Here is a 26,730-nt window from a genome sequence, read left to right as displayed (position 1 = left end):
AGCGGCGACGGAAACTGGTCGCCGCCGGCGGGACCGCATTCACGCCCTCTTGAGCTGCGCTTTCGCCTCTTTGACCGATTCGGCGGCCGCGCGGCTGGCCCGCTTCGCCTTGTCGTAGTCGGCCTCTGCCCTGTTGAATTCGCGCTCGGCCTTGCGCAGGGTCGCGCGCGCCTCGTCGTGTTCGGCTTGCCGCCGGGCCAGGGCGTCGTCGGCGGCGGCCTGGGCTCTTTCGGCGTCCGCGACGGCTGCGTTCAACTTTTCCAGGCGCCGCTCCGCCGCGGTCTGCTTCGCGGGCCGCGCCGGCGCCGCGTCACCGAATCCGCCGAAACCCGACCATCGTTCGGGCTTGGCCAATCGGCCGAGCCGTTCGGTGACCTCGGGGTCGGCGATCGCGGCTTGCAGGGTGCCGGTCACGTCCTCGCGCACCGACGCCGACGGCCGTTTGACGTCGGCCGCTTCGAACGCGGCGCGGGCGAGCCCCTCGATCAGCTTGTGTTGTTCGGCGGACAACGCCCGGATGCGTTCGCCGTCCATCGCGGCATGCGCGGCGCGCAGGCGGTCACCGAGGTCGGCCAGGCGTTTCTTGGTGTCCTTTTGGCCGAGCACGACCCGGTTCACGATCCAGGCCGCCGTCGTGGGCTTGCGCGCCGCGGAGATCCGTTTGGCGGCCGCCTCGTCGCCGCGCTTCTTCGCCGCGGCGGCCAACTTGGTGCGTTGCGCGGTGAAAGCCTCCGGCTCCACCCGGTAGAGAGTGTCGAGTTCGTCGGCCATGACCCCATGATCCCCCGACGTTTCAGGGAGAACGCCCTGGGCTATTTGATGCACATGATCGCGCTCCGCTCGGCAAATCGATGGCTGCGCCTCTTCCTTCCGGCGGTGTTGCTTGTCGTCGCGCTTGTCGGCGGCTGCGCGAAGCACGGCGCCGCATCGAAACCGCCTGAGCCGGCACGGATCAACATCATCCCCGCCTCGGGCGCACACGACGTCGACCCTGTCGCGCCCGTGCTGGTCAAGGCCGACGGCGGGACGCTGGTGGGTGTCCGCATGGTCAACGAGAGCGGCAAGGCGATCGACGGCGTGATGACCCCGGACAACACGGTCTGGAAGCCCACCGTGCCGCTGGGCTACGGGCGCACCTACACGCTGACGGTCACCAGCCGGGGCTCGAACGGCGTTGACAACACACAGGTTTCGTCGTTCTCGACGCTAAAGCCGTCCAACCAGACCAAGGTCTCGTTCACCACCACCTCGGAGGCCGCGCTGCACGACGGCGGCACCTACGGCGTCGGAATGGTGGTCGTCGCCCACTTCGACGAGCAGATCGCCGACCGGGCCGCCGCCGAGCGACAGCTGAGCGTGACCACCAATCCCCCGGTGCAGGGTTCGTGGTTCTGGGTCGACAGCCAAAACGCGCATTGGCGACCCGAGCACTACTACGCCCCGGGAACGACCGTCACCGCCGAAGCCAAGATCTATGGAATCGCCTTGGGCGACGGGCTATTCGGGCAAGACGACACGCGGGTGTCGTTCCGGATCGGCGACGCGCACATCTCCATCGCCGACGACGCCACCAAGCAAGTCAGCGTCTTCGACAACGGGAGGCTGGTCCGCACCATGCCCACCAGCATGGGCATGGGCGGCACCGAGGACGTCGGCGGCCGAAGCATCTCGCTGTGGACCCCGCCGGGCGTCTACACCGTCATCGACAAGGGCAACCCCGTCGTGATGGACTCCTCGACGTTCGGCCTGCCCAAGAACTCGCGTCTCGGCTATCGCGAGACCATCAACTACGCGACGAAGATCAGCACCGACGGCATCTACCTGCACGAGCTGGACGCGACGGTGTGGGCCCAGGGCCACCGCGACACCTCGCACGGGTGCCTGAACCTCAACGCCGACAACGCGAAGTGGTTCTACGACTTCTCCGTGCCCGGAGACGTCGTCGAGGTCCGCAACAGCGGCGGGCCGCCGTTGACGCTGGCCCAGAACGGTGACTGGACGCTCAGCTGGGACCAGTGGCGCAGCGGCAGCGCCTTGAAGTCCCCGTAACCACTTCTGCTGCAACATCATTCGTCCCGCCACCCCCAACGGAAGGGCACGGTTCACCAGATATTCGCGAGCTCTCCCCCAGGAAAGTCTTGACTGATTCCAAATAAGGGAGTGATATGGACCACGTGTCCTCATCGGCGAGTTCCGCGGAACGGCTGCGCCTGGCCGACCTGCGCGTGACCCGCCCCCGGGTCGCCGTCCTCGAGGCCGTGCACGCCAACCCGCACGCCGACACCGACACGATCTTCAACGCCGTGCGCGGGGAGTTGCCCGACGTTTCGCGCCAGGCCGTGTACGACGTGCTCAGCGCGCTGACCGCCGCGGGCCTGGTACGACGCATCCAGCCATTGGGGCTGGTCGCCCGCTACGAATCCCGCGTCGGCGACAACCACCACCACGTGGTGTGCCGCGCCTGCGGGATCATCACCGATGTCGACTGCGCGGTCGGCGAGGCGCCATGCTTGACCCCGTTGGACGACAACAACGTTCTGGATGGCTTCGTCCTCGACGAGGCCGAAGTCATCTATTGGGGCATGTGCCCCGACTGCTCGACGGCAGAGTCCTGATCACTCCTGTGATCGCAGCCCGATTCACCTAACACCGAAAGGAATGTTGTGTCTGAGAGTGAAAACCCGGTAATCCCGGCGCCCGAGCCCAAATCGCACGGGCCGCTGACGAATCGGGACTGGTGGCCCAACCAGATCGACGTGTCGACGCTGCACCCGCACTCCCCCCAGTCCAACCCGCTCGGCGACGACTTCGACTATGCAGCGGAATTCGCCAAGCTCGACGTCGACGCGCTGAAGGCGGACGTCATCTCGGTGATGACCACCTCGCAGGACTGGTGGCCCGCCGACTACGGCCACTACGGCGGCCTGTTCATCCGGATGAGCTGGCACGCCGCGGGTACCTACCGCATTCACGACGGCCGTGGCGGTGGTGGCCAGGGCATGCAGCGCTTCGCCCCGCTCAACAGCTGGCCGGACAACGTCAGCCTGGACAAGGCCCGCCGGCTGCTTTGGCCGGTCAAGAAGAAGTACGGCAACAAAATCTCCTGGGCCGACCTGATCATCTTCGCCGGCAACTGCGCCCTGGAGTCGATGGGCTTCAAGACCTTCGGCTTCGCCTTCGGCCGCGAGGACGTCTGGGAGCCCGAAGAGATCCTCTGGGGCGAGGAGGACGAATGGCTGGGCACCAACAAGCGCTATTCCGGTAAGCGGGATCTCGCGCAGCCGTACGGCGCAACCACCATGGGTCTGATCTACGTGAATCCCGAAGGGCCCGAGGGCAAGCCGGACCCGATCGCCGCGGCGATCGACATCCGCGAGACGTTCGGCCGGATGGCGATGAACGACGAGGAGACGGCCGCGCTCATCGTGGGTGGGCACAGCTTCGGCAAGACCCACGGCGCAGGTGGCGGCGATCTGGTGGGTCCCGAGCCGGAGGCCGCCCCGATCGAGCAGCAAGGGCTGGGCTGGAAGAGCTCGTACGGCAGCGGCGTGGGCAAGGACGCCATCACCAGTGGCCTCGAGGTGGTCTGGACGCCCACTCCGACCAAGTGGGACAACACCTTCCTGGAGACCCTGTACGGCTACGAGTGGGAGCTGACCAAGAGCCCCGGCGATGCCTGGCAGTTCGTCGCCAAGGACGGCGCCGGTGCGGGCACCATCCCCGACCCGTTCGGCGGGCCGGGCCGCGCCCCGACGATGCTGGTGACCGACATCTCGATGCGCGAGTCCCCGATCTACCGCGACATCACGCGGCGCTGGCTCGATCATCCCGAGGAGCTGACCGAGGCGTTCGCCAAGGCCTGGTACAAGCTGCTGCATCGCGACATGGGACCGATCAGCCGCTACCTCGGGCCGTGGGTCGCCGAGCCACAGCTGTGGCAGGACCCGGTTCCCGCCGTCGACCACGAGCTGGTCGACGACAAGGACGTCGCCGGGCTGAAGAGCAAGGTGCTCGACTCCGGCCTGTCGGTGCCGCAACTGGTCAAGACGGCCTGGTCGGCGGCGTCGAGCTACCGCAACACCGACAAGCGCGGCGGCGCCAACGGCGCGAGGCTGCGCCTGGAGCCGCAGCGCAACTGGGAGGTCAACGAGCCCTCCGAGCTGGACAAGGTGCTGCCCGTGCTGGAGAAGATCCAGCAGGACTTCAACGCGTCGGCTTCGGGCGGCAAGAAGATCTCCTTGGCGGACCTGATCGTGCTGGCCGGCTCGGCGGCGGTGGAGAAGGCGGCCAAGGACGCCGGCTACGAGATCGCGGTGCACTTCGCGCCCGGTCGCACCGACGCCTCGCAGGAGAGCACCGACGTGGAGTCGTTCGCGGTGCTCGAACCGCGGGCCGACGGGTTCCGCAACTACATCCGCGCCGGCGAGAAGGCGCCACTGGAGCAGTTGCTGGTGGAGCGGGCCTACCTGCTGGGCGTGACGGGGCCCGAAATGACGGTGCTCGTCGGCGGGCTGCGTGCCCTCGGCGCGAACCACGGCGGCAGCAAGCACGGAGTGTTCACCGACCGGCCCGGCACCCTGACCAACGACTTCTTCGTCAACCTGGTCGACATGGATAACGCGTGGAAGGCATCGGAGACGGCGGAGAACGTCTACGAGGTGGTGGATCGCGCCACGGGGCAGCAAAAGTGGACGGCCACCGCCAACGACCTGGTGTTCGGGTCGAACTCGGTGCTGCGCGCGCTGTCCGAGGTCTACGCCCAGGACGACAACCAGGGGAAGTTCGTCGAGGACTTCGTCGCGGCCTGGGTGAAGGTCATGAACGCCGACCGGTTCGACCTCAAGTAACGCGCGGAATCCGTTAATACCCCACGCCCCGCGAGCTACCGACTCGCGGGGCGTGGGGTATTTCGTGCGCAGTGAGGCCAGCCACACTATTACCCACGGGTAACCTACGAAGGCGTAAGTTGCGTACCGTGGCTAACAGGCCGATGCGTCCGACTACCAAAGCTGGGTAAACGGTTGACATGAGCGAATTGCAATATCTCGAACTTCACGGAGACCGGATCGCCTACCGTGATGCGGGCAACGGCCCTGCCCTGTTGCTGATACACGGGATGGCCGGCAGTTCCGCGACGTGGCATGCGATCATTCCGCGGCTGTCAAAGAAATACCGCGTCATCGCGCCGGATCTGCTCGGCCACGGCATGTCCGCGAAACCGCGCGGGGACTACTCGCTGGGGGCCTTCGCCGTCTTTCTGCGCGACCTGCTCGACGAACTCGGGGTGGACCGGGCAACGGTGATCGGGCAGTCGCTCGGCGGCGGCATCGCGATGCAGTTCACCCACCAACACCGGGACCATTGCGAGCGGCTTGCCCTCATCGGCAGCGGTGGCCTCGGCCCCGACCTCAGCCCCCTACTTCGGATTTTGTCCGCGCCGGGCGCTGAGTTCTTGCTGCCGGTCGTCGCGCCGCAGCCGGTGCTGAATCTGGGGAACAAGGTTCGTTCCTGGCTGACCTCGGCCGGCATTCAGGCGCCGAGGGCCGGTGAGATGTGGAACGCGTATTCCTCGCTGTCGGACGCACGGACCCGTCAGGCGTTCTTGCGGACGTTGCGCTCAGTGGTCGACTACCGCGGTCAAGCCGTCAGCGCGATCAACAAACTTCATGTCGCGGCCGGCTTGCCCACCTTGTTGATCTGGGGAGATCGCGACGGGATCATTCCCGTCGCGCATGCCTATGCCGCCCATGACGCGCTGGAAGGCAGCCGCCTCGAGGTGCTCGAGGGGGTCGGACACTTTCCTCACGTGGAAGCGCCAATGGCCGTGGCGGAAATTCTGGAGGACTTCATCGCCTCCACCACACCGCAGGAGACCACCGACGGTTCGGTACGGCTGGGGATGTAGAGCCGGATCAGCGGGAAAGGTCCCACTGGCCGTAGTCGGCCGCGAGGACGTCGTCGATGTCCACGTTGATCCCGCCCAGCAGCGGGCTCGGGTTCGACGGGCTGTTGACCACGGCCTGATAGAGCACCGCCGCCGGCTCGCGCTCCCCGTTCGACCACGACCTGGTCTGCCACGCCCAGCGGTGGCCCGGGGTGGTCGAGTTCCCGATCACGCCGTCACGGATCGCCCACCCGCATGCCCGGGAATGCCCGTAGATGCCGGTGCGGCCCACGCCCAACACCGAATTGATGCCCCGAAACCATTGCACCGCAGGGCCATTCCAGGTGTTCTCGTCGATGTTGTCGTCGACGCTGAAGAAGATCGGGGCCGCGGCCGTCCCCCCCGCCGCGTTGTGCAGTTGCAGGGCGGTGTGCGCGTCGGCCACCCCGCCGTCGTACCCGCGGGTGTAATCCGACGGGTCGGGCCAGCCGGGTTTGCCGTACTGGAAGTTGCTGACGATCTGAAGGCCCGCGGCGCGCAGCGCGTCCGCGTACTCGCGCGTGATCGGCTTGGCCTCGAAGTTCGCGCCCGGCCGCGACGCGGACACGTAGTTCACCACCCCGCCGTAGCCGGCCGACTTGATCTCGTCGGGCGCAATCCTCTTCTCGGCGAAATCGATCAGCTGCAGGTTGGCCGCCGACGCCGTGTGCTGCGCGAGCGGCGCGGCCAGGCTCAGCAGAGCCGGCGCGAACGCGTACTTGAGGGCGTCGCGTCGCGAGACCGATCGCCATCCGCCGTGCACGGCGCGATGGTAACAAACCGGACCCAGCTCAGAACCGGTGCTCGGCTTCGATGAATTGCGCGGCGCGCTCGCCGATCACCACGCAGGGAGCCATCGTGTTGGCGCTGGTGATGCGGGGCATGATCGATGCGTCGGCGACGCGCAGGTTCTCGATTCCGTAGACCTTCAGGCGGCCGTCGACCACCGACATCGCGTCGCGACCCATCTTCGCCGTCCCCGATTCGTGCCAGTAGGTGGTCACGGCGTCGCGCAGGTAGGTCTCCAGTTCGGCGCCGGACAGGTCGCCCGGCATGACCTCCCGCGCGACGAACGGACGGAGCTCGGGGGCGTTGCCGATCTCGCGCAGGGTTTCGATGCACGCGATCGCGGTCTTGCGATCTTCGGGGTCGGACAGCGCGTTGGCTTCGATCCGGATGGCATCGGCCGGATCGGCGCCCGACAGCCGCAACCGGCCGCGGCTCCTCGGGTGAGTCGGCGAGCCGAACAGGATCCAACTGTTTTGCGGGAGGCCGTATTTCGCGACGTTCTCCGGGGTGGACTTCGGGAACGGCCCCAAACACGCGAACAGATCCGGTCCCTGGATGTCGGCGGCTCCGGAGTCCCAGAACAGGGCCGCGGCGACTTGGGTGTTGCCGGGCAAATCCTCGGGAAACTCCCACACGCAATCGAACCCGAAGTGGTCTTGAAAGTTGCGCCCGACCCCCGGCAGGTGCTGGCGGACCGTTATGCCGGCACCACGCAGTTCCGCTTCGTCGCCGACGCCGGATTGCATCAGCACCTTGGGCGTGTGGATCGCCCCGAGCGACAGCACGACCTCGGCGTCGGCGACGACCCGGTGCATCGCGCCGCCGTGCGCGACTTCGACGCCGACGGCCCGGTCGCCCTCGAAGATCACCCGCGTGACCAGTGCGTGCGGCACCACCGTCAGGTTCGGCTTGTGGAGATGCGGGGCGGTGTAGGTGCGAAACACTGACAGGCGCTTCCCGGCGCGCCAGCGCAGGTCGGCGATGGCGGTGCCGCGGGTGTCCTCCATCAGGCGGCCGTTGGGGCTTTGATAGGTGGGAATCCCCAGTGCCCTCGCCGCCTGGAGCGTCGCCGCGGCGACGGGATGCGCGCCGGGTGCCGGCTGCACGAACACCGGCCCGCCCCTGCCGCGATGATTCGGCTCCCCGACGCCGTGCCAATCCTCGATCCGCCGGTAGAGGTCGAGGACCGGCTCGTATCCCCAGGCCGGCTCGCCAGATTCGGCCGCGAAGTGGTCCCAGTCGCTGCGGTGTCCGCGCGCCCACACCATCAGGTTGATGCTTGACCCGCCGCCCAGCGCTTTGCCCATCGAAAACGGGATCGATCGCCCGTGGATCCGCGGATCGGGTTGCGAGGCAAAGCCCCAATCGAGTTCGCTCCCGAGATTCAGCGGCCACTGGCTGGCCTCGGTGACGCTCGAGACCTCATCGCTGCCACCGGCTTCGAGCAGCAGCACCTTCACGTCGGAGGTTTCTGCCAATCGTCCGGCGATTACCGACCCCGACGACCCAGCCCCGCACACGATGACGTCGTATCGCGGCTCCAAGACAGCATTCACGAATGGCTCCTCAACCCCGGCTGGGTATAGCTAGTGATATCTAGCTATACGCGCGGACGCGCCCGAAGGTTCAATCCGCGAAATATGCGCCCGGGATCCACGGCGCAAGCCGTCGGGGCGCAACCTGGCGGGGTGTTCGGCCCTCGATTGCATCAATTAGGTCGGCGAACTATAGTCTGGACACATGTCCAGTTTGCTGTCACGGAGCTCGGGAGTCCGTTGATCGCGATGGATTGGGGGCCGCCCGCCCGCTATTTTTCTTCGGCGGATAAGAGTTGAGTATGCGAATTGCCCTGCTGTCCTATCGCAGTAAGGACCATTGCGGCGGACAGGGCGTCTACGTGCGCCATCTCAGCCGCGGCCTGGTCGAGCTCGGCCACGACGTCGAGGTGTTCTCCGGCCAGCCCTATCCCGAGCTGCTCGATCCGCGGGTGCGCCTGACCAAGGTGCCCAGCCTGGACCTCTATCGGGAACCCGACCCGTTCCGGGTGCCCCGTCCCAGCGAGATCCGCGACTCGATCGACCTGCTGGAGCTGCTGACCGTGTGGACGGCGGGCTTTCCCGAACCGCGAACGTTCACCATGCGCGTGGCCCGGCTGCTGGCCGAGCGCGCGAACGATTTCGACCTCGTGCACGACAACCAGAGCCTGGGCACCGGCCTGCTGGCGATCGCGGACGCGGGGCTGCCCGTCGTCGCCACCGTGCACCACCCCATCACCCGCGACCGCGTGCTCGACGTCGCCGCCGCCCGCTGGTGGCGCAAACCGCTGGTGCACCGCTGGTACGGGTTCTCCAAAATGCAGGAGCAGGTGGCCCGCCGGATCCCCGACCTGCTCACGGTCTCGTCGTCGTCGGCCGCCGACATCGTCGCCGACTTCGGCGTCTCCCCCGAGCAACTGCACGTCGTGCCACTGGGGGTGAACACCGAGCTGTTCCGGCCGGCATCGGGCCCCCGGCAATCGGGGCGCATCATCGCGATCGCCAGCGCCGACACCCCGCTGAAGGGCGTGCGCACCCTGTTGCACGCGGTCGCCCGGCTGCGCACGCGCCGCGACGTCGAGTTGCGGCTCGTCGCCAAAGTCGAACCCAACGGTCCCACCCACAAACTCATTGCGGAGCTGGGGATCTCGGACATTGTCCACATCACCAGCGGGCTTTCCGACGAGGCGCTCGCCGCGTTGTTCGCCTCGGCCGAGGCGGCCTGCATTCCCTCTCTTTACGAAGGGTTTTCGCTGCCGGCGGTGGAAGCCATGGCAAGCGGCACGCCGATCGTGGCCAGCCGGGTGGGCGCGCTGCCCGAAGTCCTGGGGACCGACGGCGCCTGCGCCGAGCTGGTGCCGCCGGCCGACGTCGACGCCCTGACCGGCGCGCTCGGCGAGCTGCTCGACTCGCCGGAGAAGCGCCGCACCATGGGCAAGGCCGGCCGGGACCGCGCGATCAACGTGTTCAGTTGGGAAGCCGTGGCCGCTCAAACCGTGCAGGTCTACGAGCGGGCGATCGCGCGATGCTGACGATAGATTTCGACCGGCTCGGTATCGGGCCGTCCACCAAGGTGATCGACGTGGGATGCGGGGCGGGCCGGCACGCGTTCGAGGCGTATCGGCGCGGCGCCGACGTCGTCGCGTTCGACCGCGATGCCGACGAACTGCGCTCGGTCGAAGCCATCCTGCAGGCGATGGCCGAGACCGGCGAGGCGCCCGAGGCGGCGTCGGCGAAGGTCGTGCACGGCGACGCGCTGAGCCTGCCGTATCCCGACGAGACGTTCGACTGCGTCATCGCCTCGGAAATCCTCGAACACGTCCCGCAGGACGACGCCGCCATCGCCGAGCTGGTCAGGGTCCTCAAAGTCGGTGGGACGCTGGCGGTCAGCGTCCCACGCTGGCTTCCGGAGCGGGTCTGCTGGCTGCTCTCCGACGAATACCACGCCAACGAGGGCGGCCATGTCCGCATCTACCGGGCAAGCGAGTTGCGCGGCAAGATCGCGGGCGGCGGAATGGAATTGATCCACGCCCATCACGCGCACGCTTTGCACTCGCCGTTCTGGTGGCTGAAATGCGCAGTGGGCGTGTCGAATTCCGGCCATCCGGCCGTGGCCGCCTACCACAAGCTCCTGGTGTGGGACCTGATGCAGCGGCCCAAGGTGACGCAGCTGGCCGAGTCGCTGCTCAACCCGCTCGTCGGCAAGAGCGTGGTCCTGTATTTCGCCAAGTACTACAACGCGCGGCCGGCCGCGGAAAGCGAAGCAGCCCCGGGATATTCAGTTGCGTCGAGTTAGCGCGCCGGCGATTCCGGGTGTCCTCACCCCGGACCAATGCCGGCAGACCGCGCGGTCGATAGCCGCCGACCAGGAACCGTCCGGCGCAATCCCCTGGTTCGCGGGCGGCCACACCGACCCGTGGGATCACGTGGAGTGCGCGATGGCGCTCACCGTGGCGGGGCTGCTGGAGCCGGCGCGGGCGGCGTTCGAATGGAGCCGTCGCACGCAGCGGCCCGACGGCTCCTGGCCCATCCAAACCCGCGCGGGGGTCGTCGAAGACGCCAACAGCGACAGCAACTTCTGCGCATACATCGCGACCGGCGTCTGGCATCACGTGCTGATCACCGGAGACAGGTCGTTCGCCGCCGAGATGTGGCCGGTGGTCCACAAGGCGATCGACTTCGTCATCGATCTGCAGTTCGGCTACGGCGAGATCGCCTGGGCCCGAAGCGAAGCCGGACCGCTCCCGGAAGCGCTGCTGACCGGGTGCGCCAGCGTGTTCCACAGCATCCGCTGCGCTCTGGCACTGGCCGCCCTGGTCGGGGACCCGCAGCCGGAGTGGGAGCTGGCGCTTGGGCGCCTGGGCCACGCGATCGAGGTGCACCCGGAGGCGTTCACCGAAAAGGACCGTTACTCGATGGACTGGTACTACCCGATTCTCGGCGGTGCCCTGCGGGGCCCGGCGGCCGCCGGGCGGATCAGGCAGCGCTGGGACGACTTTGTGGTCGGCGGTCTCGGCATCCGCTGCGTCGACGATCGGCCCTGGGTGACGGGCGCCGAAACCTGCGAACTGGTGATGGCCCTGGACGCCATCGGCCACCGCTCCGCCGCGCACCGGCAGTTCGCCGCGATGCAGCACCTGCGCGAAGAGGACGGGTCCTATTGGACCGGTTTGGTTTTCGCCGACGGCAAGCGGTGGCCCGAGGAGCGCACCACCTGGACCGGCGCGGCGATGATCCTGGCGGCCGACGCGCTGTCGGATACCACCGAGGGCGCCGGGATTTTCCGCGGCGACAGGCTGCCCATGGGGCTGCAGACGGACTTCGACTGCGAATGCGTCGTTACTTGACGGGCTCACCCGGCCGACCGCCGGTGCGTTCGAGCACGCGCAGCGACCCGGTGGCCGAAACCTCCCGGAACTGACCGGAATCCATGGCGCGGCAATAGATGTGATACGGCGGGCGGCCGCCGTCGCGCGGGTCGGGGAACACGTCGTGGATGAGCAGGGCCCCGCCGATGTCCACCCATTTCGCCCAGCCGTCGAAGTCCTCGTTCGCGGCCTTCTCGGAGTGACCGCCGTCGATGAACAACATTCGCAGCGGGGCGCGCCACCCCCGTGCCACGACCGGTGACTTCCCCACGACGGCGACGACATGGTCGTCGAGCCCGGCGGCGTCCAGCGTGCGACGGAACGTCGGCAGTGTGTCGAACAGCCCGGTCACGTCGTCGACCAACGACGCGTCGTGGTACTCCCAGCCGGCTTGGTGCTCCTCCGAGCCGTGGTGATGGTCGACGGTGTAGAGCACGCTGCCGGTCTGTTGCGCCGCCGCGCCGAGCAACAGGGTGGACTTGCCGCAGTACGTGCCGACCTCGACGCCGACGCCGCCGTTGAGGTACTGCAGCGCGGCGTCGTAGAGCGCGCGGCCCTCGTCGGGCGGCATGAAGCCCTGCACCTGCTCGGCCAGCGCAAAAAGGCGCTCGGCGGGACTGGCTTCGGCGTGGCTCATCAGGCGAACCTATCCGACCGCTATTCACGGTGCCCAGGCGGCGCGGTCGCTCTACGATCGTGCTGTGCGTGCTTTGCCTTTCCGCAAGTTGCTTGATATCGGGATGGCCGCCGTCGTCGGCGCGGCCGCGCTGACTTTGACCGCCGCCGTGGTGCCGGCCGCGACGCCCGAGGCCGCCGCCGCGAACTGTCCCGCGGTGCAGGTCGTCTTCGCCCGCGGCCGGTATGAGTCGCCGGGCACGGGGGTGCTGGGCAACGCGTTCGTCAGCGCGCTGCGATCCAAGGTGTCCAAGAACGTCGGCGTCTACGCCGTGAATTACCCCGCCGACACGCAGATCGACATCGGCGCCAACGACATGAGCCATCACATCCAGGACATGGTCAACAACTGCCCCAACACCCGGCTGGTGCTGGGCGGCTACTCGCTCGGGGCCGCCGTCACCGATGTGGTGCTCGCGGCGCCCATCTCCGCGTTCGGTTTCGACAGCCCCCTGCCGTCGGGCATCGATCAGCACATCGCCGCCGTCGCGCTGTTCGGCAACGGAAGCCAGTGGGTGGGTCCGATCACGAACTTCAACCCGCTCTACAACGACCGAACCATCGAGTTGTGCCACGGTGCCGACCCCATCTGCAACCCGGCCGACCCGAACACCTGGAAAGAGAACTGGCCGCAACACCTCGCCAGCGCGTACATCGACGCGGGCATGGCGAATCAGGCCGCCGATTTCGTCGCGGGCAAGCTCTGACCTCGCGATTTCAGGCTTCGTACGTGACCTGATACCAGTGGCGTACCGGCTTGTGGCTCTTGTCCGCCTGACCCGTGTCCGTCGCGCTGACCACATTGACGTCTGTCACGCCCGGATTGTGGGCCTCGATGTAGCGCTCCAATTCGTGCAGAAGTGCGCCATGCGGCTGGGCGGGGTTCGCGAGTGCTTTCGTCCTGCGTGTCTGGGCCACGCGAAGAATTATGCCGTGCGGCAGGCCGTTGCGCACCCGATGCTAATGGATTGCATTACAACGGAATTCGGATAATGGCCGGACCCTCGAAAGCGCAATTGTCGCGCATTTCGCGGTTTAATAGCGGCGGGTTTCAGGCCGGTGTGTGGGTGCTCGAGTACACCTTGAAGTCGCGGGTGACCTGGCCACCCGCTGCGGCGGCGGGCCGCCGCGCGAGGAACGAAGGATGGCGACGCATCGCGTCGCGGCGCTCCCGGTCCCGCCGCCGAGCCGCGGCCCATGCGGGATGGGACTGAAGGAAAATGACCGTCGCTCCGGCCGCGTCCGCCACGATTCCAACTCCTCCCGAGCAATCCGCAAAAGCACGAACAGTGTTTATCGGTTCGTAATTCAGGATGCCCTGCCGATCCTGTGACCAAACCACGCCCCAAGATGAGAATTGGCCATGAATTTCGGCGTCATCCACCTCCACTGCCCGGCCGTCGTCCGTTTTGCGGCCAGCGGCGATCCACACGCTAGCGACGGCCACCGACAGAAATTCCCGTTTCGACCTAGGGCACGAGCGGCTGCTATGGTGCCTTGCTTATGCCAGAGATGGACCGTCGCCGGATGATGCTGACGGCCGGGATCGGCGTGCTGGCAGCCGCGCTGCCGCTCCCCGAGGCCTGTGCCTTTCCGAGTCGACCAGACACACCTGCCGCGAACTACATCTTCCAGGACGAATTCGACGGTCCGGCCGGTTCGGCCCCCGACCCGTCGAAGTGGGCGATCGCGAAAGCCCGCGAGACGATCAAGGACCCGACGTATTGGGAATTGCCCGAGCACATCGGGCAGTACCGCGACGACCGCAAGAACGTGTTCGTCGACGGCAACTCCAACCTCGTCCTGCGCGCCGCGAAGGACGGCCCCACGTACTTCAGCGGCAAGGTCCAAAGCCTGTGGCGGGGCGGCGTCGGGCACACGTGGGAGGCCCGGATCAAGCTCAATTGCCTGACCGCCGGCGCCTGGCCCGCCTACTGGCTGGGCAATGACGACCAGGGCGAGATCGACGTCATGGAGTGGTACGGCAACGGCAATTGGCCGTCGGCCACCACGGTGCACGCGAAGGCGAACGGCGGTGAATGGAAGACCCACAACATCGCGATGGACAGCGCCTGGCACACCTGGCGCACCCAGTGGGACGCGACCGGCATCCGCTTCTGGAAGGACTACTCCGACGGCGCCCAGCCCTACTTCGATGTGCCCGCCAGCTCGCTTCCGGATTGGCCGTTCAACAACCCCGGCTACGCCGTGTACCCGGTGTTCAACCTGGCCGTCGCCGGTTCGGGCGGCGGCGATCCCGGGCCGGGAAGCTATCCCGCCGACATGCTCGTCGACTGGATCCGCGTCTGGTAGCTCACTGGGTGAGCAGCGCGACCGCACTCCACGCCCTGCCGCCGGGATGGCGGGGGTCAGGCTGGGGCAACCAGGTGAGCGGGCGCATGAACATCGGTAACCGGCGGAACCGATGGGCGGCGAGATACAGCGCTTGCACCTGCACCGTGCGCCAGCCGAGGTCTTCGAAGTAGGCCAACCCGTTCTCGGGCGCGAATTTGAACGGCGCGTTTTGCAGCATGCCGGCCATCTTCTTGTTCATCAGCCTTTTGAGGCCGGGGCCGGCGAAGTCGAGCATCCACCAGGCCACCTCGGGCCGCTTGATCGCCGCCGAAAGCGCGACGACGTCGCTGTCTTCCAGATACATCAACAGGCCCTCGGTCAGCACCAGCGCCTTGGTCGCGCCGTTGAGCGCGCCGTCGAGGAAGGCATCGCGGGCCTGCGGGTCGGCCAGGTCGACGGCGACCCGGGTCAACCGGCAGCGCGGTGTCTGGTCGGCGAGCAGCTGCGTCTTTTCCTCGAGCACCTTCGGCAGGTCGGCCTCCACCCACGTGAACTCCGGCGGGAGCTCCAACCGATACGGCCGGGTGTCCAGGCCTGCGGCCAGGTTCAGCACCCGGTCGCAGCCGGCGGCGATCGCTTCGGCGATGGCGTCGTCGATGAGTTTGGTGCGCGCGACGAGCCACCACCCGTTGCGGGTCGAGCGCGGGACGTTGGCGACGATCGCGCGGCCGTGTTCACCGGCGAGGCGTTCGGCGAGCGGGTCGCTGAAAAGCGCGTCGGGACGGGCGGATTCGGTGGCCCGGTGCAGAGCCGTCCAGCGGGCCGTGTCCGAAACGTGGGTGATCGAGTGCGTGGGGCCTGACATACGTGCGTTATAGCAGCCGCGTCCTCGCGCTACTGACCGGCCTTGCCTCCCGCCAGCCAGACGGCGCTCACCGCGTGGGTCTGCGGCGGCGGGAAGACGCTGTCGGGTTCGCCGACCTCTCCGACCTTGACCTTCCACACCGCCGAGGAGCGGTCGATGCAGGCCCCGGCGCCCTGGCTGGGCTGCCACAACACCGCGGGGTTGTCGGCGCCGCCGATGCCACAGCCGTAGACGCCGACGTACCCGTCGGCGCGTCCGCCCCAGGCGCCGCCGTTGCGGAGCAGGCAACGCGTGCCGTCGTCGAGCGTCAGCGCGAACGGGTCCGGGGTGGCGTTGGGCTGCACGGACGGGAGCGGCCCGTCATAGCTCACCCGATGCAGGCGCTTGTCCCACGGATCGTCGACGCACAGCATCGTTCCGGGCGTCGACGGCCAGCAGGTGCCGGCGCCGGCCGCGGTCGGCGAACAGTAGTAGACGTCGCCGGCCACCGCCGAAGGCGACGGCGTCGTGCAGTCGGTGACGGTGAAGACGTTGCTCTCCCCGGGCGCCTCCCGGTAGCCGTTGATCGGCTGTCCGCCGGGCCCGACGGCCACGACGGTGATCTGCTGGGTGGGCGCCGGGGCGGCAGCCGCCGGCACGGGCAGCGACAGGCCCGCCGCCGTCAGGACTGCGATCAGGGCACCTCGCGTCACCACATTCACCGCGCACAACCTTCCGTCCAGTACCCCCTCGTTGAAGGGTAGAGCGCCGGGATCTGGACGGATAGCAACCGCGCCGCCCCCCCTACTGACCGGCCCTGCCTCCCGCAAACCAGGCCTCGGTCACGGTGCGTGTCTGCGGCGGCGGAAGGGCGGCGTCGGGTGTGCCGAGCTGACCGACCTTGACCGTCCACGCCGGCGACGAGCGGTCGATCGGGCTCCCGCCCGGGCTGGGACGCCATAGCACCGCGAGGTGCGCGCCGGTGCCGCTGCAGCTGTAGGCGCCCTCGTAGCCGTCGGCGCGCACGCCCCAAGCGCCCCCATTGCGAAGCAGGCAATGGGTGCCGTCGTCGAGCGTCAGCGCGAACGGCTCCGGGGTCGCGGTCGGCTGTACCGGCGGCAGCGAACCGGCATATCGCACCCGGTGCAGGCGCTTGTCCCACGGGTTATCCACGCACAACAGCGACCCGGGGGTCGACGGCCAGCAGGTCGCCGCGCCGGCCACGCTCGGCGAGCAAGAGTAGACATTGTCGGCCACGGCCGACCGTGAGGGTTCCGAGCACTCGACGGTGACGACGTTGCCCTCCGTGGGCGTCTCCGTATAGCCGTTGATCGGTTCGCCGCTGGGGCCGATGGCCATGACGGTGATCTGCTGCGTGAGTGGCGGATCGGCGTTGGCGGTCACGGACGGCGATAAACCCGCCATCACGACGGCGATGGGAATCAGGGCAATTCGCGACACCATGTTCACGGCGCAAAACCTCCGTCCGGGCGGCCCCCTTTGTTGGAGCGTAGTTGCCGCGGCGCCGGTCCAGTACGGTGCGCTTATGCCCGAACGAAACCGCCGTTTTCTGCTCCGCGAACGCCCCACCGGCCGTATCGGCCCCGAAACCTTCGAGCTGAGCGAAGAGGCCGTGCCCGAGCTCGCCGACGGCGAGGCGCTGGTGCGCGTCGACTGGATATCGCTCGACCCCACAAACCGCATGTGGATCAACGACACGCCGACCTATCTACCGCCAGTCGGCATCGGCGAGGTGATGCGCGCGGGCGGCCTGGGCGAGGTCGTCGCGTCGAAAAGTGCGCGCTTCCCGGTCGGGCAGACCGTGCAGGGTCTCCTCGGCTGGCAGGAGTACGCGGTCCTCTCGGACACGGCGCTCGTGATGCCGGTCGACGTCGCCGAGGGCATTTCGCCGAGCGCCTACCTGGGTGCGCTCGGCACGACCGGGCTGACCGCGTGGGTCGGCATCCGCGACATCGGCAAGCCCAAGCCAGGCGAGACGGTGGTGGTCTCGGCCGCGGCGGGCGCGGTCGGGTCGATCGCCGGGCAGCTCGCCAAGGTCGACGGCGCACGGGTCGTGGGCATCGCGGGCGGACCCGAGAAGTGCGCCCTGCTCACCGACCAGCTCGGCTTCGACGCGGCGGTCGACTACCGCGCCGACGACTGGACCGCGCAGCTCGCCGCGGCGACCCCCAACGGCATCGACGTCGACTTCGAAAACGTCGGCGGCGACATCATGGACGGGGTCTTCGCACGCCTCAACATCGGTGCCCGCGTCGCGCTGTGCGGCATGATCTCCGGCTACAACGCGGAAGATCCGCCGCCGGGACCGCGCGCGTTCGGCAACCTGCTCATCCAGCGTGTGACGCTGCAGGGCTTCATCGTCCTCGATCACCTGGGGCGCGCGCCGGAGGCAGCCACCGAGATCGCCGGCCTGATCGGCGCGGGCAAGCTCACCCCGCTCGAGACGGTGGTCGAGGGCTTCGAGCAGCTGCCGACGGCGATCAACATGCTCTTCGACGGCAAGAACGTCGGGAAACTCGTCGTGAAACTGTGGAATTAGCAACATGTTTCGCATGACGGTCCAGGGCGTGTTCGTGATCCGCGGGCGCGGCGCGGTCGCCACCGGCCGCGTGGAGTATGGGGAGCTGCGCGTCGGCGACCAGGTGCAGATCAACGACGGGCCGACGGTCCGGGTGGACGCCATCGAGGCTTTTCGCAAGAAAATCGACACCGCGACAACCGGTGACAACGTCGGATTGCTTTTCAAATCGCTCGACAAAAACGACCTCGCCGCCGGCGACGTAATCACCTCGTCAGGCGCCTTTTTGGCCTAAGCCGGGCACTTGATAACTGTCGCGGGCCGCCGCCCTCGCCTCTAATGTCTTCGCCATGACATCCGCCGCCCCGCAACTGCGCCGGGGTCTCGCCAACCGTCACATCCAGTTGATAGCGATCGGCGGGGCGATCGGCACCGGGCTCTTCATGGGGAGCGGAAAAACGATCTCGCTGGCCGGCCCGGCGGTGCTGCTGGTGTACGCGATCATCGGCTTTTTCGTGTTCTTCGTGCTGCGCGCGATGGGCGAATTACTGTTGTCGAACCTGAACTACAAATCGTTCGTCGACTTCGCCGCCGACCTGTTGGGCCCCGCGGCGGGCTTTTTCGTCGGCTGGTCGTACTGGTTCGCCTGGATCGTCACGGGCATCGCCGAGATCGTCGCGATCGCCGGCTACTCGAAGTTCTGGTGGCCCGACGTGCCCCTGTGGCTGGCGCCGCTGGTGACCGGCTGCGTGATCCTCGTGTTGAACCTGTCCAGCGTCCGCAACTTCGGGGAGATGGAGTTCTGGTTCGCCCTGATCAAGGTCGCGGCGATCGGATGCCTGATTGTCGTTGGTGTCGTACTCGTGGCGACGGATTTCGTTTCGCCGCAAGGCAATCGGGCGACGGTCGAGAACCTGTGGAACGACGGCGGGTTCTTCCCGACGGGGTTCATGGGGGTGGTCGGCGGGTTCCAGATCGCATTCTTCGCGTTCGTGGGGGTGGAACTCGTCGGCGCCGCGGCGGCCGAAACGGCGGACCCGCGCCGCACCCTCCCCCGCGCCATCAACGCGGTCCCCATCCGGGTGGCGATCTTCTACATCGGTGCGCTGTTGGCGATCCTCACCGTCGTCCCGTGGCGACACTTCGCCGGCGGCCAGTCCCCGTTCGTGACCATGTTCGCGTTGGCCGGACTCGGCGCCGCGGCGTCGATCGTCAACTTCGTGGTCACCACGGCGGCCGCCTCCTCGGCCAACTCCGGGGTCTTCTCCACCGGCCGCATGCTGTTCGGCCTGGCGGACAACGGAAGCGCCCCATCGCCCTTCCGCCGGCTCAACCGCGGCGGCGTGCCCTCGGTCGCCCTCTTTCTCACCGCGGCGCTGCTGCTGACCTCCATCCCGCTGCTCTACGTCGGCGGTTCGGTCATGGGCGCGTTCACACTGGTGACCACCGTCGCCTCGCTGCTGTTCATGGTCGTGTGGGCGGTGATCGTCCTCAGCTACCTCGTCTACCGGCGCCGGCACCCGCAGCGGCACGCCAATTCGGCCTACCGGATGCCCGCCGGCGTGGTGATGTGCTGGGCCATCCTGGGCTTTTTCGCGTTCGTGATCTGGACGCTGTGCACCGAACGTGAGACCGCGATCGCCTTGGCGTGGTTTCCGCTCTGGTTGGTGGTGCTCGCCGCCGGTTGGCTGATCGTGCGGCGCCGGCCCGGCCGCGCCGAGACGTACCGGCGGTTCGAGGCCGACATGAACAAACCCGTCGGCTGACGTCCGCCGTTCTTGGGATCGGTAGCGAATCCCGGCCTTTGTACTTGTCACAACGACGACGCCAACCCGGCGGCGCCACGTGAAAGGAAATCGGAAATGAAGCTTGTCCCCACCAGCATCGAAGAGCAGATCAACCGCGTCGACCGCCAGCGCAGCCTGTACTTCGGCATCAGCGCCGCGGTGGTCGCGGTGCTGAGCCTGTTCCGCATGATCTGGGCGCTGTACCTGGCGGTGACCTTCGATTGGATGTTCGGCTCGATGATTTTCCAGGTTCTGCTGCTGGGCGTCGTCGGCTCCGTCGCGGGGATCGCCGCCTTCGGGTTCCTGACCCGCTACACCAGGGGATCTTGAGCCTCCACACAACGGTCGAAAGTCCCGAACCCGCTTGAGGTTCGGGACTTTTCCCGTTTCTGCGCTCAGCGCACCTGCTGGATGCGGATCAGGTTCCCCGCGGGGTCGCGGACCGCGCAGTCGCGCAGCCCGTATGGCTGCTCGGTCGGCTCCTGGACGATTTCGGCGTCGGCGGCCTGCAGCCGCTCGAACGCGCCGTCGAGGTCCTTGGTGGCCAGCATGAGCATGGCGTAGGTCCCCTTGGCCATCATCTCGGCGATGGTGCGTCGCTCGTCGTCGGTGATGCCCGGATTGGCGGCCGGCGGGCTCAGCACGACGGACGTGTCGGGCTGGCTCGGCGGCCCCACCGTGATCCAGCGCATCTTGCCCTTGCCGACGTCGAGGCGAACCTCGAAACCCAGCGCGTCGCGGTAGAAGGCCAGGGAGGCTTCCGGGTCGTCGTGCGGAAGCATGCTCGAATGAATCGTGATGTCCATGTCGTCAGGCTAGGTGCGGCCCGGCGGCGGACGCTTCTCGATTCCTGATCGGTCTGGTGACTTGCTTTGCGACGCACGGCGGTATCCCCGCCGTCGTGTCGGCCGCCTGGCGCCGAAACGCGCTGGGCGGCATGCCGACCAGCTCCGTGAACCGGGTGCTGAAGGTGCCCAGCGACGAGCAGCCGACCGCGAAGCAGACCTCGGTGACGCTCATGTCGCCGCGACGCAGCAGCGCCATCGCGCGCTCGATGCGCCGCGTCATCAGATACGAGTACGGCGATTCGCCGTAGGCGCGCCGAAATTCGCGGCTCAGGTGCCCGGCGGACATGTGCACCGCGCGGGCGAGCGCCTCGACGTCCAGCGGCTGCGCGTAGTCCCGGTCGATGCGGTCGCGGACGCGACGCAGCAGCGCGAGGTCGCGCAGCCGCTGCTCGGCGGAGCTGCTGGTCACCCAGCCGATACTGCCACGATCGGCGCGGCACCTACGGCGTCGTCGCCCGGTGCCACGCCAGCGGGTTGAGGCCGCGGTAAGGATCGCCGTCACGCAGCCGCCGCAGCTCACCCAGGATGTCCTCCAGCGCACTTTGCGTTTGGCCTTTGACGATCTCCACCCACTCCTGCTCGGTGACTCCCAGCGGCCTGCTGGTGTCGATCGGCGAACCGAACCGCAGATACATGCGCTGCGGCCGGGGAATCAGGGTGGGCCCGATCCCGCGCAGCAACGGCATCGCCATGTCCGGGCGCCCATTGAGCCTGCGGCCCAACGCCTCACTGAATCTTCCGTAGGCGCTGTCGCGGGTGGTCAGGCTGCGATAGACGTCGTCGCCGCCGACGAGGCCGGCCGGCACGATCGGATAGCCGTTCTCCACCGACAGCCGCGCGAACCCCGCGCGCCCCTGCCAGCGCAGCCGGTACTCCTCGCCCTTGAACTTGGCGATCTCGGGGCCGCCGCCGGGGAACACCAGAATCGTCTCGTCCTCGCGCATGAGTTCGCGCGCGGTCTCGGGTGCGCCGACCACGGCGCCGTACGCCGCCATCAGGTCGGCGGGCAGCCCGCGCACCCGCCCGAAATTTCGATCGGCCAGTGGTCGCACCCGGGTCCCGATCGTGCGTCGCACGGTATCGGAGATCAAGAAGACCTCGGAGCCGAACTGAGTGTGGTTGCCCACCAACAGGAATCGCCCGTCCGCGGGGAGGTGTTCGACGCCGTCGACATAGGGCCGGGAAAGGTCGGTGAGCGGGCGTAGCCGGTCGCTCAGCCCGTCGAGGGCTCGACGCAATGTCCGCACCCGCGTGCTCGGCTGGACGATCGCGGCCAAGTCTGTGTTGTCAGCCACGGCGGGCCGCTTTCGGGCGGGTGAACACGACGGTGAGCGAGGGCGGTCCGAACCGCGTCGGGCTTGGCAGCATCTCGACGCTCATCTCGGGATTTGCGGCGCGCCCCAGCGCCTGCATCGCCGACGGGCTGTAGGCGCGCAGCGCGCTGATGAACCCGTCGTGTAGCGATGGCTGAATCCACGACCAGGGCATCAGCGCCAGGTTTAGGGGCAGCGTCACGACCGGAAACAGCAAGGTGCCCAACGGGCTTCGCCGCTTCAGGTCGATGACGAGAAATCGCTTGGCCACGCGGGTGGCCTCGGCGACGGCGCGGGCCGCGACCGCCGGCGGGAGGTGGTGAAACGCCAGCGCGAACACGACCAGGTCGTAGCTGTCGTCGGCGGCGTCGATCGCCGTGGCGTCGACCACCTGGGTGCGCGCCCGCGGGTGGCTGCCCAGCTCGCCCGCCACGATGTTGGCCACCGAGTGCGGGTTCACGTCGCTCACGGTGACAGTGGCCGTCGGGTGGAGCTTGAGGATCTGGGCCGAGAGCTTTCCGTGGCCCGCGCCGAGTTCCAGGATGCGCGGATTGGGGATGTCGGCGACGACGTTCAGGGCCGTGCGCGCGTTCTTCTCGTGCTGGTTGGTCAGCGTGCCCATCCGGTCGAGCATGCTGATGACCTTTTGCTTGACCTCGTCGGCGACGTCGTCGCGGTCGAGGTACTCCAGCGCGTCTGTCTGGAATCGGCGATCCAGCCACGACGCGTCGGGGCCACCCCGCGGCATCGTCGCAATCGCCTGGTCCAGCTTGTCTGTCGTAGCCATTGCGGCCTCTCCTTCTTGTTCTCCGCGTGTTGTCGAAACCACCATAACAAACGAACCGGTTCGTCTGCGTATGATATTCCTGTGAGATCGAAGACAGAGCTCCGCGGCGAGATCCTGGCCGCTGCCCGCGCGGAGTTCGCGCAGTACGGCCTGGCCGGGGCACGTATCGACCGCATCGCGCGCGCCGCGAGCGCGAGCAAGGAACGGCTGTACGCGCATTTCGGTGACAAGGAGACCCTGTTTCGCGACGTGGTCGCCACCGACGGCCTCGAGTTTTTCCGGGCCGTGGAGCTGCGCCCCGACGCGGTGCCCGAGTTCGTCGGCGGCATCTTCGACCTGGCGCAGAACCGGCCCGAGCACGATCGGATGATCACCTGGGCCAGGCTGGAAGGCTTCCCGCTGGACATTCCGGAGTTCGATGAGGAGCACCCGCCCGAGCGGGCCATCGCCGCCCTGGAGCAGGCGCAGGCCGATGGCCACGTCGACCCGACGTGGGATCCGCAGCAGCTGCTGGTTCTTCTGTTTGCGATCGCCCTGGCGTGGGCGCACTGGCCCGATCCCGCGGCGGCCACCACGGACGCGGCGGTGATCGCCCGCCGGCGCGCCGCCGCCGTCGAGGCGGCGTCCCGCCTCGTCAAACCCATCGAGGCCGTTGATCGATAACCGCCGAGAGTGCATTGTGTGACGCATTCTCGGCGTGTCGCGTCGTGATTTGCACGCTCGGCCGGCCCGACAAGGCGCGTAGTGTCCCAGGCCATGGCCGATGAGATCCACTTCGTCGAAGCCAACGGGCTGAGATTCGCCTATCTTCAGGACGGCTCCGGGCCGCTCGTCCTCCTGCTGCACGGGTTCCCGGACACCCCGCATTCCTGGGACGATCTGCGCCCGCGGCTGGCCGCCCAGGGCTATCGCGCGGTCAGCCCGTATATGCGCGGGTACCACCCCAGCGCGATCCCCGCCCGGGACCCCGACCAGGAAACGCTGGCGCGCGATCCGCTCGCGCTGATCGAGGCGCTCGGCGCCCGCGACGCCGTCGTCATCGGGCACGACTGGGGAGCCGCGGCGGCCTACGGCGCGGCCGCGCTCGGGCCGGATCGCGTCAAAAAGCTGTTCGTCGTTGGCATTCCGCATCCGGCGGCGCTCAAGCCGTCGCTGAAGAAGCTGTGGGGCGTCCGTCACTTCGCGGCGTACAAGTTGCCGGGCGCGCCGAAACGCTTCGCGCGCAACGACTTTGCCGCGCTGCCGACCATTTGCCGGCGCTGGTCGCCGACCTGGAACCCGGATCCGCGCGAGTTCGACGCCGTGCGCGCCAGCTTCGCGAACCCGGCGAGCCTGAACGCGGCGTTCGGCTATTACCGCAAGCTCTCCCCCATCCCCAGCGCGTCACTGAAGGCGAAGATCAAGGTGCCGACGGTTGTCTTCGCGGGGCTGGACGACCCGATCGCCGAGCCATCCGACTACCGGGGCGCCGCTCGCATGTTCGAGAACGAGTACGTCGTCGAGGAGGTCCCCGGCGGGCATTTCATGCACCGCGAGCATCCAGAGGCCTTCGCCGAACGGCTCTTGGAGCACCTCTGATCGTGGGCTAAGCGTCGACCAGCTCGGGGTGGAACTTCGCGGCCAGGCGGCGCATGCCGTCCTGCCAGTCGACCGTCGTGCCGCCGATGAGCTCGTGCATGCGGGTCAGGTCGGTGGGATTGCCCCGCAGCGCGTGAGCGTCCTCGGTGAAGACGGGCTCCTTGCCCACCAGCGAGCCGAGGTAGCCACACCACTCCTGGAGGCTGACGGTCTGGTCGCCGCACCAGTTGACCGTGGTCGCCGGCACCGAGGCCGCGTCGAGCAGCTTCGGCAGCGTCGCGATGATGTCGTCCTCGTGGATCGGGTTGTATCGGGCCGGCCCGCCGGGCGGCACCGGGATCGGGATGCCGGCCAGCATCATCTCCATGTGGTAGAACGGCCACCCGCCGTTGTTCCCATACGGGACGTTGAGGCGGGCGATGACGGTGGGTACGTCGAGGATGCGCGCCATCGACCGGGCGACGACCTCCCCCGCGACCTTGGAAATCGAGTACGTGGGGAACAGGAACTTGTGGTTGTCGCCCAGGGCGGCACGCTCGGTGCGCGGCTCGTCGCCGGGCGGGTCGTACACGGCGGCCGAGGAGCAGTGCAGGAAGGCCTTCGCCCCGCGGCAGTGGGCCATCAACAGGCCGACCGATTCGGCGTTGGCACCGAGGTCGGTGTCCCAGTCCCCGCTCTTGGCCACCGCCAGGTTGAGGACGTAGTCGAAATCGTCTGGGAGACCGGTGAAGTCGCCGGCCGCCAGGTCGACCGTCTCGCACCGGACCCCCGCTTTTTCGAGGCCCTCCCGGGCCGCGGGATTGGTGAAGCGGGCGACGCCCCACACCTCGTTGTCGGGCGCGAGCGCCAGGGCGATGGGAGTGGCCAGTTGACCGGTCGGGCCGGTGATCAGGATCTTGGATCCGCGCATGCGCTGATAGTAGAAAGGGCCGCCGGCCCCTACCGCGCGGGGTACGGTGAGCGCCGACGGACCGTTCGATTTCCAGTTCTACAAACTCGCGGAAGGTCAAGCTCGGCTTAGCGATTCTCTGCCGAGGGGCCCGGGTAGGCCGGTGCGTCGTCCGCCGTGCCGGGGCTCGCGTCGTCGGTCAACGAGGATGACGACGAGAGCGAGACCGGCGGTCCCGGCGAGCGCAACCGGGCGAGCGCCTGCTATAGCCCCGGCTGATCTTCGATGATGCCCAGCCAGATCTGCGCCACGTCGATGGCCACCTTCTCGCTGATGAAGGCGTGCTGCGTTCCGGTGTAGATGTCGCGGAAGGCGCGCTCCAGGCGGCTGCCCTCGCGGATCGAGCTGGTGCCCGCCACCAGGTGGGCCCACTCGGCGCAGGCCCGGGCTGTGTCGGTCGCGTAGACGGCGGCCACCCGCATGTCGGCCCGCAGGGCCGGCGTCAGGTCGTCGCCCGCGGCGACGGCGGCCTCGGCGGTGGTGAACGCGTCGAGCACCAGCAGGCGGGCGGCGCGCCAGGCGGCCCGGTGGTGCGCCAGCCCCTTCTGGAACGTCGGGCGGCTGGCCAGCGACGCCATGTCGCTCATCCGGAACTTCGTGGCCGCCAGTTCCTGGACGTCGTCGAGCATGCTCTTGGAAACCCCCAGCGCCCACGAGGCGTGACCGGCGGCCGTCACGGGCATCAGCCCCATCCGGGTCGCCGGCGACGTGCCCCGGTACGGCTGGCGGACGAACAGCTCGAAGGTGCGGCTTTCGGGCACGAACACGTTCTCGGCGCTGTAGTCATAGGAGCCAGTTCCCTTGAGCCCCTGCACGAACCAGCCGTCGTTGAAGCTGATCTGGTCGCGCGGGACGACGGCGACGCGCATCTCCGGGAAGCCCTCGCTGATCCAACGCATCTCGCCGTTGTCCATCGGAAAAAACCCGGCCGCGATGTACTGCGAGTGGCCGATGCCCGAGCCGAAGTTCCACGACCCGCTCACGGTGTAGCCGCCGTCGACCACGGTCCCCTGCCCGTTGGGGAAGAACTGGCCGCCCAGGGTGACGCGGTTGTCGTGGGCCGTGAACACCTCGGCGAAACCCTCGTCGGGCAGGTACGCCGCGGCCGCGAACGACGACGGCAGGTTGGCGATGCCGATCCACCCGAACGACCCGTCCTGCCAACCCATTTCGATCCAGGTTTCGATCATCGCGGCGAACGATGGTTCGACGCCGCCGGCCTCGACGGGGTTGAACGAGGACATCAGCCCGCTGGCCCACATCTCGTCGACGATCGCCGGGGTGAGTGTGCGCGCCCGCTCGGACTCGGCGGCTTCGGCCCGCACGAGGTCGCGCATGCCACGGGCCAGCGAGACCACCCGATCGTCCGTGTCGGCTATCGACGTCATTGTCGTTTCCCATCGTCGAATGGTGAAAACTGATATCAGTGACCGTAGTTAATACCATTGCTGCGCCTTTGCGGGCGGGCAGTCAGGAATTAGTGCGCGCTGACGGCCTTTC

Annotated in this window: 30 protein-coding genes; 15 read left to right on the top strand and 15 right to left on the bottom strand. The window is 67.9% G+C overall.

Annotation, left to right across the window (positions count from 1 at the left end; genetic code table 11):
* Nucleotides 1-39: 39 nt before the first annotated feature.
* Entirely contained in the window at nt 40-771 is a 732-nt protein-coding gene (locus AC5Y2S_RS21865; protein WP_499958312.1) for a hypothetical protein, read from the bottom strand.
* A 48-nt stretch (nt 772-819) separates the two neighbouring features.
* Between AC5Y2S_RS21865 and AC5Y2S_RS21860 the strand changes: the two genes are divergently transcribed.
* The 4 genes from AC5Y2S_RS21860 (at nt 820) to AC5Y2S_RS21845 (ending at nt 5,905) form a co-directional block, all read left to right on the top strand.
* A complete protein-coding gene (locus AC5Y2S_RS21860; protein ID WP_499958525.1) occupies nt 820-2,049 on the top strand; it encodes a L,D-transpeptidase in 1,230 nt (409 codons plus the stop codon).
* Between the two features lie 116 nt (nt 2,050-2,165).
* Entirely contained in the window at nt 2,166-2,615 is a 450-nt protein-coding gene (locus AC5Y2S_RS21855; protein ID WP_499958311.1) for a Fur family transcriptional regulator, read from the top strand.
* Between the two features lie 48 nt (nt 2,616-2,663).
* The gene (gene katG, locus AC5Y2S_RS21850) at nt 2,664-4,847 is read left to right on the top strand and encodes a catalase/peroxidase HPI (protein WP_499906101.1); all 2,184 of its coding nucleotides are present in this window, start codon (nt 2,664-2,666) and stop codon (nt 4,845-4,847) included.
* Nucleotides 4,848-5,026: 179 nt separating this feature from the next.
* Nucleotides 5,027-5,905 carry an alpha/beta fold hydrolase gene (locus AC5Y2S_RS21845; protein WP_499958310.1) on the top strand — a complete coding sequence of 293 codons (879 nt, stop codon included), beginning with the start codon at nt 5,027-5,029 and terminating at the stop codon, nt 5,903-5,905.
* 7 nt (nt 5,906-5,912) lie between these two features.
* On the opposite strand, the gene AC5Y2S_RS21840 is transcribed toward AC5Y2S_RS21845, so the two are convergent.
* Nucleotides 5,913-6,713 carry a DUF1906 domain-containing protein gene (locus tag AC5Y2S_RS21840; RefSeq protein WP_499958523.1) on the bottom strand — a complete coding sequence of 267 codons (801 nt, stop codon included), beginning with the start codon at nt 6,711-6,713 and terminating at the stop codon, nt 5,913-5,915.
* 1 nt (nt 6,714) lies between these two features.
* Entirely contained in the window at nt 6,715-8,268 is a 1,554-nt protein-coding gene (locus AC5Y2S_RS21835) for a GMC family oxidoreductase (protein ID WP_499958309.1), read from the bottom strand.
* 281 nt (nt 8,269-8,549) lie between these two features.
* On the opposite strand from AC5Y2S_RS21835, the gene manT reads away from it, so the two are divergent.
* From manT to mmpH, 3 genes are read left to right on the top strand one after another with little or no spacing between them, the layout of a single operon-like run.
* Nucleotides 8,550-9,779, top strand: coding sequence for an MMP alpha-(1->4)-mannosyltransferase (gene manT, locus AC5Y2S_RS21830; protein ID WP_499958307.1), 1,230 nt, complete (start codon nt 8,550-8,552; stop codon nt 9,777-9,779).
* Complete coding sequence (locus AC5Y2S_RS21825; protein ID WP_499958305.1) at nt 9,773-10,543, top strand: class I SAM-dependent methyltransferase; 771 nt, start codon at nt 9,773-9,775, stop codon at nt 10,541-10,543. Before manT ends, AC5Y2S_RS21825 begins: the two co-directional genes overlap by 7 nt.
* Nucleotides 10,530-11,594 (top strand): MMP endo-(1,4)-3-O-methyl-alpha-D-mannosidase, encoded by a 1,065-nt coding sequence (gene mmpH / locus AC5Y2S_RS21820; protein ID WP_499958303.1) that lies wholly within the window; start codon nt 10,530-10,532, stop codon nt 11,592-11,594. The genes AC5Y2S_RS21825 and mmpH overlap by 14 nt, the downstream gene beginning before the upstream one ends.
* Here mmpH and AC5Y2S_RS21815 read toward each other — a convergent pair.
* Nucleotides 11,587-12,252: a class I SAM-dependent methyltransferase gene (locus AC5Y2S_RS21815; protein ID WP_499958301.1), complete on the bottom strand. Its 666-nt coding sequence runs from the start codon at nt 12,250-12,252 to the stop codon at nt 11,587-11,589. The genes mmpH and AC5Y2S_RS21815 overlap by 8 nt on opposite strands.
* Before the next feature lie 103 nt (nt 12,253-12,355).
* Here AC5Y2S_RS21815 and AC5Y2S_RS21810 point away from each other — a divergent pair, with 103 nt between their 5' ends.
* A complete protein-coding gene (locus AC5Y2S_RS21810; RefSeq protein WP_499958521.1) occupies nt 12,356-12,997 on the top strand; it encodes a cutinase family protein in 642 nt (213 codons plus the stop codon).
* Between the two features lie 10 nt (nt 12,998-13,007).
* Here the strand turns inward: AC5Y2S_RS21810 and AC5Y2S_RS21805 are convergent, their stop codons facing one another.
* On the bottom strand, nt 13,008-13,208 hold the full coding sequence (locus tag AC5Y2S_RS21805; protein WP_068182199.1) for a hypothetical protein: 201 nt from the start codon (nt 13,206-13,208) through the stop codon (nt 13,008-13,010).
* A gap of 133 nt (nt 13,209-13,341) precedes the next feature.
* Nucleotides 13,342-13,737: a hypothetical protein gene (locus tag AC5Y2S_RS21800; RefSeq protein WP_499958300.1), complete on the bottom strand. Its 396-nt coding sequence runs from the start codon at nt 13,735-13,737 to the stop codon at nt 13,342-13,344.
* Between the two features lie 56 nt (nt 13,738-13,793).
* On the opposite strand from AC5Y2S_RS21800, the gene AC5Y2S_RS21795 reads away from it, so the two are divergent.
* Complete coding sequence (locus tag AC5Y2S_RS21795) at nt 13,794-14,603, top strand: glycoside hydrolase family 16 protein (RefSeq protein WP_499958299.1); 810 nt, start codon at nt 13,794-13,796, stop codon at nt 14,601-14,603.
* Between the two features lies 1 nt (nt 14,604).
* Here the strand turns inward: AC5Y2S_RS21795 and AC5Y2S_RS21790 are convergent, their stop codons facing one another.
* The 3 genes from AC5Y2S_RS21790 to AC5Y2S_RS21780 form a co-directional block, all read right to left on the bottom strand.
* Nucleotides 14,605-15,450 carry a class I SAM-dependent methyltransferase gene (locus AC5Y2S_RS21790; RefSeq protein WP_499958298.1) on the bottom strand — a complete coding sequence of 282 codons (846 nt, stop codon included), beginning with the start codon at nt 15,448-15,450 and terminating at the stop codon, nt 14,605-14,607.
* Between the two features lie 29 nt (nt 15,451-15,479).
* Nucleotides 15,480-16,151 carry a hypothetical protein gene (locus AC5Y2S_RS21785; RefSeq protein WP_499958297.1) on the bottom strand — a complete coding sequence of 224 codons (672 nt, stop codon included), beginning with the start codon at nt 16,149-16,151 and terminating at the stop codon, nt 15,480-15,482.
* 82 nt (nt 16,152-16,233) lie between these two features.
* Complete coding sequence (locus AC5Y2S_RS21780) at nt 16,234-16,893, bottom strand: hypothetical protein (protein ID WP_499958520.1); 660 nt, start codon at nt 16,891-16,893, stop codon at nt 16,234-16,236.
* A gap of 82 nt (nt 16,894-16,975) precedes the next feature.
* Here AC5Y2S_RS21780 and AC5Y2S_RS21775 point away from each other — a divergent pair, with 82 nt between their 5' ends.
* The 4 genes from AC5Y2S_RS21775 to AC5Y2S_RS21760 all read left to right on the top strand — a co-directional run bounded on the left by AC5Y2S_RS21775 (nt 16,976) and on the right by AC5Y2S_RS21760 (nt 20,085).
* Nucleotides 16,976-17,989, top strand: coding sequence for an NADP-dependent oxidoreductase (locus tag AC5Y2S_RS21775; protein WP_499958295.1), 1,014 nt, complete (start codon nt 16,976-16,978; stop codon nt 17,987-17,989).
* A gap of 4 nt (nt 17,990-17,993) precedes the next feature.
* Complete coding sequence (locus AC5Y2S_RS21770) at nt 17,994-18,263, top strand: EF-Tu/IF-2/RF-3 family GTPase (protein ID WP_499958293.1); 270 nt, start codon at nt 17,994-17,996, stop codon at nt 18,261-18,263.
* A gap of 55 nt (nt 18,264-18,318) precedes the next feature.
* Nucleotides 18,319-19,734 carry an amino acid permease gene (locus AC5Y2S_RS21765; RefSeq protein ID WP_499958291.1) on the top strand — a complete coding sequence of 472 codons (1,416 nt, stop codon included), beginning with the start codon at nt 18,319-18,321 and terminating at the stop codon, nt 19,732-19,734.
* A gap of 96 nt (nt 19,735-19,830) precedes the next feature.
* Complete coding sequence (locus AC5Y2S_RS21760) at nt 19,831-20,085, top strand: hypothetical protein (RefSeq protein WP_499906077.1); 255 nt, start codon at nt 19,831-19,833, stop codon at nt 20,083-20,085.
* Nucleotides 20,086-20,150: 65 nt separating this feature from the next.
* Here the strand turns inward: AC5Y2S_RS21760 and AC5Y2S_RS21755 are convergent, their stop codons facing one another.
* The 4 genes from AC5Y2S_RS21755 to AC5Y2S_RS21740 are packed head-to-tail and all read right to left on the bottom strand — an operon-like array spanning nt 20,151 to nt 22,703.
* The gene (locus tag AC5Y2S_RS21755; RefSeq protein WP_499906076.1) at nt 20,151-20,561 is read right to left on the bottom strand and encodes a VOC family protein; all 411 of its coding nucleotides are present in this window, start codon (nt 20,559-20,561) and stop codon (nt 20,151-20,153) included.
* A 4-nt stretch (nt 20,562-20,565) separates the two neighbouring features.
* Nucleotides 20,566-21,012: a helix-turn-helix transcriptional regulator gene (locus tag AC5Y2S_RS21750; protein WP_499958290.1), complete on the bottom strand. Its 447-nt coding sequence runs from the start codon at nt 21,010-21,012 to the stop codon at nt 20,566-20,568.
* 31 nt (nt 21,013-21,043) lie between these two features.
* Nucleotides 21,044-21,898, bottom strand: coding sequence for a lysophospholipid acyltransferase family protein (locus tag AC5Y2S_RS21745; protein ID WP_499958289.1), 855 nt, complete (start codon nt 21,896-21,898; stop codon nt 21,044-21,046).
* A complete protein-coding gene (locus tag AC5Y2S_RS21740; protein ID WP_499958287.1) occupies nt 21,891-22,703 on the bottom strand; it encodes a methyltransferase domain-containing protein in 813 nt (270 codons plus the stop codon). The genes AC5Y2S_RS21745 and AC5Y2S_RS21740 overlap by 8 nt, the downstream gene beginning before the upstream one ends.
* 81 nt (nt 22,704-22,784) lie before the next feature.
* Between AC5Y2S_RS21740 and AC5Y2S_RS21735 the strand changes: the two genes are divergently transcribed.
* Together AC5Y2S_RS21735 and AC5Y2S_RS21730 are read left to right on the top strand one after the other, a co-directional pair.
* The gene (locus tag AC5Y2S_RS21735; protein WP_499958286.1) at nt 22,785-23,366 is read left to right on the top strand and encodes a TetR/AcrR family transcriptional regulator; all 582 of its coding nucleotides are present in this window, start codon (nt 22,785-22,787) and stop codon (nt 23,364-23,366) included.
* A 93-nt stretch (nt 23,367-23,459) separates the two neighbouring features.
* On the top strand, nt 23,460-24,281 hold the full coding sequence (locus tag AC5Y2S_RS21730; protein ID WP_499958284.1) for an alpha/beta fold hydrolase: 822 nt from the start codon (nt 23,460-23,462) through the stop codon (nt 24,279-24,281).
* 7 nt (nt 24,282-24,288) lie between these two features.
* Here AC5Y2S_RS21730 and AC5Y2S_RS21725 read toward each other — a convergent pair whose 3' ends face one another.
* Nucleotides 24,289-25,191 (bottom strand): NAD-dependent epimerase/dehydratase family protein, encoded by a 903-nt coding sequence (locus AC5Y2S_RS21725; RefSeq protein ID WP_499958282.1) that lies wholly within the window; start codon nt 25,189-25,191, stop codon nt 24,289-24,291.
* A 242-nt stretch (nt 25,192-25,433) separates the two neighbouring features.
* Nucleotides 25,434-26,618, bottom strand: coding sequence for an acyl-CoA dehydrogenase family protein (locus AC5Y2S_RS21720; RefSeq protein WP_499958280.1), 1,185 nt, complete (start codon nt 26,616-26,618; stop codon nt 25,434-25,436).
* Nucleotides 26,619-26,730 lie beyond the last annotated feature (112 nt).

It is taken from the genome of Mycobacterium sp. NGS69, from assembly GCF_059812165.1.
This window is presented reverse-complemented; position numbering and strand designations above follow the sequence as displayed.

Excerpts from the sequence above, each read along its gene's own strand:
- AC5Y2S_RS21855 (WP_499958311.1), top strand. The coding sequence starts at position 2,166 with ATGGACCACGTGTCCTCATCGGCGAGTTCCGCGGAACGGCTGCGCCTG.
- AC5Y2S_RS21815 (WP_499958301.1), bottom strand. The coding sequence starts at position 12,252 with ATGAGCCACGCCGAAGCCAGTCCCGCCGAGCGCCTTTTTGCGCTGGCC.
- AC5Y2S_RS21810 (WP_499958521.1), top strand. The coding sequence starts at position 12,356 with ATGGCCGCCGTCGTCGGCGCGGCCGCGCTGACTTTGACCGCCGCCGTG.
- AC5Y2S_RS21825 (WP_499958305.1), top strand. The coding sequence starts at position 9,773 with ATGCTGACGATAGATTTCGACCGGCTCGGTATCGGGCCGTCCACCAAG.
- AC5Y2S_RS21795 (WP_499958299.1), top strand. The coding sequence starts at position 13,794 with ATGCCAGAGATGGACCGTCGCCGGATGATGCTGACGGCCGGGATCGGC.
- AC5Y2S_RS21775 (WP_499958295.1), top strand. The coding sequence starts at position 16,976 with ATGCCCGAACGAAACCGCCGTTTTCTGCTCCGCGAACGCCCCACCGGC.
- AC5Y2S_RS21770 (WP_499958293.1), top strand. The coding sequence starts at position 17,994 with ATGTTTCGCATGACGGTCCAGGGCGTGTTCGTGATCCGCGGGCGCGGC.
- AC5Y2S_RS21725 (WP_499958282.1), bottom strand. The coding sequence starts at position 25,191 with ATGCGCGGATCCAAGATCCTGATCACCGGCCCGACCGGTCAACTGGCC.
- AC5Y2S_RS21790 (WP_499958298.1), bottom strand. The coding sequence starts at position 15,450 with ATGTCAGGCCCCACGCACTCGATCACCCACGTTTCGGACACGGCCCGC.
- AC5Y2S_RS21865 (WP_499958312.1), bottom strand. The coding sequence starts at position 771 with ATGGCCGACGAACTCGACACTCTCTACCGGGTGGAGCCGGAGGCTTTC.
- AC5Y2S_RS21760 (WP_499906077.1), top strand. The coding sequence starts at position 19,831 with ATGAAGCTTGTCCCCACCAGCATCGAAGAGCAGATCAACCGCGTCGAC.
- AC5Y2S_RS21860 (WP_499958525.1), top strand. The coding sequence starts at position 820 with ATGCACATGATCGCGCTCCGCTCGGCAAATCGATGGCTGCGCCTCTTC.
- AC5Y2S_RS21740 (WP_499958287.1), bottom strand. The coding sequence starts at position 22,703 with ATGGCTACGACAGACAAGCTGGACCAGGCGATTGCGACGATGCCGCGG.
- AC5Y2S_RS21755 (WP_499906076.1), bottom strand. The coding sequence starts at position 20,561 with ATGGACATCACGATTCATTCGAGCATGCTTCCGCACGACGACCCGGAA.
- manT (WP_499958307.1), top strand. The coding sequence starts at position 8,550 with ATGCGAATTGCCCTGCTGTCCTATCGCAGTAAGGACCATTGCGGCGGA.
- AC5Y2S_RS21780 (WP_499958520.1), bottom strand. The coding sequence starts at position 16,893 with ATGGTGTCGCGAATTGCCCTGATTCCCATCGCCGTCGTGATGGCGGGT.
- AC5Y2S_RS21730 (WP_499958284.1), top strand. The coding sequence starts at position 23,460 with ATGGCCGATGAGATCCACTTCGTCGAAGCCAACGGGCTGAGATTCGCC.
- AC5Y2S_RS21845 (WP_499958310.1), top strand. The coding sequence starts at position 5,027 with ATGAGCGAATTGCAATATCTCGAACTTCACGGAGACCGGATCGCCTAC.
- AC5Y2S_RS21765 (WP_499958291.1), top strand. The coding sequence starts at position 18,319 with ATGACATCCGCCGCCCCGCAACTGCGCCGGGGTCTCGCCAACCGTCAC.
- AC5Y2S_RS21720 (WP_499958280.1), bottom strand. The coding sequence starts at position 26,618 with ATGACGTCGATAGCCGACACGGACGATCGGGTGGTCTCGCTGGCCCGT.